This is a genomic window from Moorena sp. SIO1F2 (genome assembly GCF_010672755.1).
GTDB lineage: Bacteria > Cyanobacteriota > Cyanobacteriia > Cyanobacteriales > Coleofasciculaceae > Moorena.
In genome coordinates this window covers 1-7,073 of record NZ_JAAHFV010000333.1, presented here as the reverse complement: position 1 = coordinate 7,073, position 7,073 = coordinate 1, and the positions used below count along the sequence as shown (strand labels likewise).

7 protein-coding genes are annotated in these 7,073 nt (G+C 42.6%); 4 read left to right on the top strand and 3 right to left on the bottom strand.

The window, feature by feature from the left end; translation table 11 throughout:
• Positions 1-170 precede the first annotated feature (170 nt).
• Both F6J94_RS27285 and galE read left to right on the top strand, forming a co-directional pair.
• Positions 171-452 carry a hypothetical protein gene (locus F6J94_RS27285; protein ID WP_293021959.1) on the top strand — a complete coding sequence of 94 codons (282 nt, stop codon included), beginning with the start codon at positions 171-173 and terminating at the stop codon, positions 450-452.
• A 469-nt stretch (positions 453-921) separates the two neighbouring features.
• On the top strand, positions 922-1,953 hold the full coding sequence (gene galE / locus F6J94_RS27280; protein ID WP_293046033.1) for a UDP-glucose 4-epimerase GalE: 1,032 nt from the start codon (positions 922-924) through the stop codon (positions 1,951-1,953).
• A 339-nt stretch (positions 1,954-2,292) separates the two neighbouring features.
• Here the strand turns inward: galE and F6J94_RS27275 are convergent, their stop codons facing one another.
• The gene (locus F6J94_RS27275) at positions 2,293-2,496 is read right to left on the bottom strand and encodes a hypothetical protein (protein ID WP_293021961.1); all 204 of its coding nucleotides are present in this window, start codon (positions 2,494-2,496) and stop codon (positions 2,293-2,295) included.
• A gap of 2 nt (positions 2,497-2,498) precedes the next feature.
• Complete coding sequence (locus F6J94_RS27270; RefSeq protein ID WP_293046029.1) at positions 2,499-2,627, bottom strand: hypothetical protein; 129 nt, start codon at positions 2,625-2,627, stop codon at positions 2,499-2,501.
• A 103-nt stretch (positions 2,628-2,730) separates the two neighbouring features.
• Between F6J94_RS27270 and F6J94_RS27265 the strand changes: the two genes are divergently transcribed.
• Entirely contained in the window at positions 2,731-3,888 is a 1,158-nt protein-coding gene (locus F6J94_RS27265) for a glycosyltransferase family 4 protein (protein WP_293021962.1), read from the top strand.
• Between the two features lie 304 nt (positions 3,889-4,192).
• Positions 4,193-6,229, top strand: a complete 2,037-nt coding sequence (locus F6J94_RS27260) for an ABC transporter ATP-binding protein (protein WP_293046026.1) — start codon at positions 4,193-4,195, stop codon at positions 6,227-6,229.
• 159 nt (positions 6,230-6,388) lie between these two features.
• On the opposite strand, the gene F6J94_RS27255 is transcribed toward F6J94_RS27260, so the two are convergent.
• Positions 6,389-6,904, bottom strand: a complete 516-nt coding sequence (locus F6J94_RS27255; protein WP_293021964.1) for a hypothetical protein — start codon at positions 6,902-6,904, stop codon at positions 6,389-6,391.
• Positions 6,905-7,073: the final 169 nt, after the last annotated feature.

The window sequence follows — 7,073 nt, the reverse complement described above, 5'->3', positions numbered from 1 at the left end:
GGGTAAAGACACTGCCAGCTTACCTGGTACAGAGAATAAACAGAGAGTAAATGTTCAAGGAGGTTTTTAGTAAACTATTATACCAAAATTTATTCTTTACTCGAAATACTTCCTTTGACCCTAACCGTTAAGGTTGGCTCGATTGAATTATACAGAGGTGCTAAATAACCATGAAAATCGCTCTATCCCCAGAATGGCCATTTTTGATTTCCCACCGACTAAACCATAAATCTGTGGCGTCTACACCTGAACGCCAATCCAACCTGGACATAGAGACAATGGTAAACCAGATGATTACCAGGGGTCAATTGAGCCGTCAAGAGTATTTACAGCTGACGAGTGCCTTCCTCTGCGATTACAATATAAGCGACGCAGAACGCCACCAGATTAATCGGATATTTGATAATGTTCAGACTGGTCGTGTGAAATTAGTTGATTGTCAAGTTAGTTGATTAGGGACGCACAGTGATAACCACCCACACTTTGCTATCTCGAAAGTGTGGGATGACAACCAAGCCTTTGTTATTAGCCGTTATTAGCCGTTATTAGCCTCAGGGTTTCCTTAAGACATCCATCTTGGTTGTGATTATCTCAGAAATACTACCTTACCCCAGACTAGATAAGCACTCCCCCGTGAGCATCCTGATGGATGGGACATTGTTTTAACTGTTGTCAAAGCGCATCTGACAGGCATTGAATCCCACGACCTCCTTACCGCTAGGACGTGGGGCTTGAAGCCAGAATAATTAAGAGGCATAATTAATCAGCTTGACTATTGCGTCACAATTAGGTTTAAGCATCACCAAATCAACTCTGGCATCTCCTAATGGGATTGCTATTTTACCGAATTTTGCGGAATTACAAGCTATCCCAGGGAATAATTTGGTAAAAGCAAAAATCTAGTAAGCGCGAGGTATTCAAGTGTCGCAATCCAAAGCAACTGTGCTAGTTACAGGGGGTGCCGGATATATTGGCTCCCATGCTGTATTAGCACTCTTGGAAGCTGGCTACGACGTGGTGGTTCTAGACAATTTAGTCTATGGTCATCGAGACATAGTCGAAGACGTTCTAAAGGTGAAGCTAATTGTCGGTGATACCAATGACCGGGTATTACTCGACAATCTTTTTAGTCACTATGATATCAGTGCAGTGATGCACTTTGCTGCCTATGCCTATGTAGGAGAGTCGGTAACTGACCCTGCTAAATATTACCGCAATAATGTCACCGGGACACTAACACTCCTGGAAGCTATGGTAGCAGCATCTATTAAGAAATTAGTCTTTTCCTCTACCTGTGCTACCTACGGGGTACCAAAAACTGTACCGATTCCAGAAGATCATCCCCAAAACCCAATTAATCCTTATGGGGCGAGTAAATTAATGGTAGAGCGGATTCTATCGGATTTCCATACCGCCTATGATTTAAAATCCGTAACCTTCCGCTATTTTAATGCCGCTGGTGCTGACCCAGAGGGTAGGCTAGGGGAAGATCACACTCCCGAAACCCACCTTATCCCCTTAGTGCTGCTCACTGCTTTAGGTAAACGGGAGTCCATCTCCATGTTTGGTACCGATTATCCCACAGCTGACGGAACTTGTATTCGGGACTATATTCACGTCAAAGATTTAGCCTCTGCTCATGTTTTGGGGTTGGACTATTTGTTAAAGGGTGGGGATAGTCAAATCTTTAACTTAGGCAATGGCAACGGCTTCTCAGTCAAAGAAGTCATTGAAGCAGCCAGATTTGTCACAAAACAAAACATCAAAGCTATAGAATGCGATCGCCGTCCTGGTGATCCCCCCGCTTTGGTCGGTAGTAGTGACAAAGCCAGACAACTTCTGGGTTGGTATCCCCAATATTCCCATATCAACACCATCTTGTCCCACGCCTGGCAATGGCATCAGAAGCGCCATGGGGTCAAGGATAATGTCCTTAGGGTTCCCGTAGCATAAAGGATTAAGGATTAAGGATTAAGGATTAAGGATTAAGGATGTTCGCCTTAGGCGTCCCTTGTAGGGTATAATTAAGGATTAACTATAATCACCAATTCCAAGATCTAAAACTATGTAGTAGGGACATAGGGACAGGGTTACCGATTGGCCAGATCTAATGGTCAAGTTTTACTTACCTCTGTTCCCTGTGTTTCCCTTCTTCCCCTTCTGAACTATATTCTAAATTTCTATCTACCACACCCCTGAAACGTTCAACGCTTTAGGGGTTAGTGTCGTTCGTCGATTTTTTGTTTGATTAGATTAGGGTGTGGAAAGGGTGATAGTTGATCACACCTGAGATTATAGCACTTGAAACGGGAATTCTGATTCTATGCGCCATTTTCCATTTCCCTGATTAAAGTCTTTATCTAGCAAAGTGTCAATCACCCCACCTAAATCGAAAGGTAATGGTTGGTCTTCCTGAGATTTGACCCTTAGCACTAAGGGTTTAGCTGGTAAGCACTTCCGAATAGCTCCCGAGTTGAGATTATCGGACAATTCCATAATTATGAGGTAAATTCAATTTTGTTACCCCTACTCCCGACTCCCAGGGCGTGCGCTTGACCCGTAATTAAATTCGCCACGGGTCGCACCGCTCCCGACTCCCGACTCCCAACTCCCTCTTTAGTGACCATTAGTGCGTGGTAGTTGGGACATCTTGCTAAACCCGAGGGGACTAATCACTTTCACACGAGAGGTTGATCACCATGTATCGTGTACCAGTTTTATCAAAATCCGATGAACAAAAAAGTTTCCCTAGTTGTCAGTGACTTGTCCGGAGGTGGTGCTATCCGGGCATTTTTGCTCGGACAAGTCCTGAAAAAGCTCAACTATGCCATAGAGATTGTGGGATTTATGTTTGGGAAGGAGTTATATGCCACTCCTCCTTCTGGTTTTACCATTACTTCCGTCCCTGGTGGTAAATATCCTGGAGTCTTAACCGCTGCCCGAGACCTGTTAAAAAATATAGATGGCGATATTATCTATGCCGTAAAACCCAAACCCACCAGTTTTGGTCTGTCTGTGCTGAAAAAGTTTACTAGCCGTCGTCCAATCATCCTGGATATGGATGATTGGGAACTAAGTTGGTATGGTGGGGACCAATGGCAGTATCGTCCAACCCTTAAACAGTTCGGTAGGGATATTATTACCAAAGATGGTCAATTGAGATATCCAGACCATCCCCTGTATATCAAATGGCTAGAAAACTTCGTCAATTATGCTGATGCTATCACTATAGATACTCAGTTTCTCAAGGAACGCTTCGGTGGTGTCTATCTATCCAATGGTAAAGATACCGATCTGTTTGACCCCGAGCACTATGACCCAGAACACAGCCGGAAGCGTTATGGGTTATCGGAGTATCGGGTATTAATGTTTCCTGGTGCGCCACGACCCCACAAAGGAGTTGAAGATGTTTTAGTAGCGCTAGAGTATCTCAATCAGCCAGACTTAAGATTGGTGATTGTCGGAGGCAGTCCCTATGATGATTATGATCAACAACTCATCAAAAAATGGGGACGTTGGATTATTAAATTGCCCAGAACCCCAGTCGAAGAAATGCCAGAGGTCGTGTCAGCAGCTCATATTGTGGTGGTTCCCCAGCGAGATACTCTGGCGGCTAGAGCTCAGTTTCCCTTAAAATTGACAGATGGTATGGCAATGGCTAAGCCAGTGTTGTCTACCCGTGTTGGGGATATCCCAACAATTTTAGGTGATACCGGTTATTTGGTTGAGCCTAGTTCGCCACAACAACTAGCTGAGGGGATTCAACAGATATTTCAGAATCTAGATGCTGCCAATCATAAAGGACTTCAAGCCAGGGAGCTATGTGTGAAGTACCATAGTGTTGATGCCATGGCGGCAGTTATTGCAGATGTTATTGCTGATTTATAATCTGCTAAGCTGTTCAACATATAATTTTGCTCAGTAACTAACAGCTTTTTTGTTGACTGTTTATGCTTGAATGGAGCACAAGTAAGTCTTCCCCTTTACCAGGGTAAACGCATCTAATTTTTTTAATTATATATATAGTGTTTTTAAAATAAAATAAACACTATATGTGGAAAAGCCATTGTCAATAAGCACAATAAGGCCAGGTTTATTGAGAACTACCCTCGCTTTATTGACAAGATGCGTTTACCCTGTCCCCTATACCAACAGTCAACAGTCAACACTCAACAATAAAAAAACAGTAATCATGTCTCCTAATCGATTACTCCTTAGCTACGCACTACGCCATCCTATCTTGATTGTATTGACTGTCTTGCTGGGATTTTCCAGTGCCATGTTTAATAGTGTCGGTACAACGATAATTGTACCGTTAGTGCTGGAGTTTTTAGGTCAAAAGAAACTAGAGCTAAGCAAAGCCCCCCCTATCATTCAGAAAACCATGGCTCTTTTTGAGGGGTTTGAAGGGGGCGATCGCGTGCTGATAATGGTACTTGTAGTGCTCTTAGCTATTGTCCTGAAAAATGTAGCTAACTATGTCAATATCTTAGTGTCTACCCATTTATCCAAAAAATTAATTAATACCTTTCGTAAAGAAGGGATTAAATTACTCCTGGATCTGGATCTAGATTTTTATGCTAAGACCAAAATTGGTGATATTATAAATCGGATTAGTCAAGAAATTGGTCGAGCCGCTAATGCCATTAAAATTGCCATTCAATTATTTACGACGGTAATCACAATTTTTGTATTTGTATTTATTCTAATCTCGATTTCCTGGCAACTAACTATTGCAACAAGTATTTTATTATTGGGCGTATTCATTATTAATCAATTTTTTGTTAGGCGGTCTAAGCAATTTGGTAAAATTCTATCAGAAAAATCCAGAAAATATTCAGGATCATTACTGGAAATATTAACGGGAATTCGGTTAATAAAATCAGTGAGTAATGAACAAGATGAATATCAACGGATTGAAAAAGTTATTGATGAACGGGAACAGGCTGAATTTCAATCCCAGGCTAATTTTGCGGCAATTAACCCCATTAATGAAGTCTCGGGAATATTGGCAATTTTAGCCATCGTCTTTGTGGGCAAAAATCTCCTGTTGCAAGATAGTTCAGCAGAAGAACTGGAAGCGATCTCTACTGTTTTGGGGATTTATTTATTCTTACTATTCCGTTTGTTACCAGTAATCAGTCAGTTGAATGGGCAAAGAAGTCGGTTTGCTAATGTGTCTGCTAGTACAGCAATCGTGGCTGATTTTTTGCAGCGAGACAACAAACCGATTATGACCAATGGCAAAAATATCTACACGAAGCTATCCCAAGAAATTCGCATAGAAAATCTATCGTTTGCCTATCCTGGTCATGAGGATTTGGTACTCAATGGCGTGAATTTGTCGATTCCCAAAGGCACTACTATGGCATTAGTGGGTGCTTCCGGTGCCGGTAAGTCAACTTTGGCAGATTTGTTGCCACGATTTTATGACCCAGTTGAAGGACGAATCACTATCGATGGCACAGATTTGAAGGAGTACGATATTCGTTCCCTCAGACAAGCTATGGGGGTTGTCAGTCAGGATACGTTTTTATTTAATAATTCCGTGCGCAACAATATTGCTTATGGAATGAAAGATGTTACCGAGGCAGATATTATGGCAGCAGCGAAACGAGCTAATGCCTATGAATTTATCATTGAATTACCCGACGGGTTTGATACCAAAGTAGGCGATCGCGGTGTACTCTTATCCGGTGGACAACGCCAACGCATGGCCATTGCCCGGGCGCTGCTGCGCAATCCAGATATTTTAATTTTAGATGAAGCAACCAGTGCCTTAGATACGGTTTCCGAACGGCTAGTACAACAAGCTATTGATGAACTCTGTCGCGATCGCACAACGGTAGTGATTGCTCACCGACTGTCCACGATCCAAAAAGCTGATCAAATCGTGGTTATGGACAAAGGGCAAGTGGTTGAGATTGGCACCCATCAGGAACTGCTTAACAAGGAGGGTTACTACTCTCGTTTGTACAAGATGCAGTTTGAGCACAATAGCAATGGAGAGGTTAAAAATGTGGTCAAAAAGGAGTTAGTCAATACCTCCCATGAAGTGCGAACTCACCTGACCCCAATGATTGTTTGCTTGCAGTTAGTGGTGAATGACCTAGTTGATAGCTCTCAGGAACGTCAGGAATTAACTGAAGAAGCCTATCACTCAGCAGTTCGTCTGCTTAAAACCTTGGAGTCTTTAGAAGAAAGCTCAACTATAAAATCAATAGCCTGATTTGTGATCCCTTTTATCTAAAATCCCTAAAAGGGATGCAACATAGGATTGTGGGGTTATTGGTAATCGGTAAGCGGTCATTGGTAATCGGTAATCGTACTCCAGTTAACAATTGTAAGCATTCAGCTATCAGCGATCAGCTGAATGCTTAGTAGATAATTAATCATCATTTGTACTAATCGAGCCAATCCAGATCTCGAAGTCATAACCCTCTGCACGCTGGTCAACTCGCTTACCAATCACCCTCACCTTGCGATTAACAAATCGATCCAATATTTCTTCTTCACGACTGCTGACGTAGACACTCAGGGTTTCTGTTTGAGTTTCAAGCTTGAAGGGCATATCTCGTGTATTGGGACCAACCCGAACAGGGGATGATTGCAAAACTCCTGTTAAAGTTATCTCAGGTTCTGGTCGTTCACGATAAAAGGGTTTGTCCGCAAAAATTGTTAAAGTCTGTCTGTTGTTATCCATACTCGCTTGGGTGAGGAAGAGAGCCTCAGGTTTGACCAATCGCCTGTACCAAGGTGATACTGGTAATACTCTCAATGGTGTAGTTGAAGGTTTCCAGACGGTTGCCAAACCGTCTGGAGTGGTTTTGCCCAGTTCACATCCAAGACAACTAGCGCCCAGGAAGATGATTGCTATGAGTAGGATCCGATAATTTGTTTGCATAACATTTATCTTCCTGTGTACTATAAGCTAGTACTATGTGCTAGTTACGGATTAGTTACAGATTAGTTACGGATGTGGGATGCCCAGTAAACCACCTGGGAGCCTGTGGGGACATTAAATCCACGAATCCGAATCTTCCAAGTACCAGGTGTCAGACTACCGGAAACCC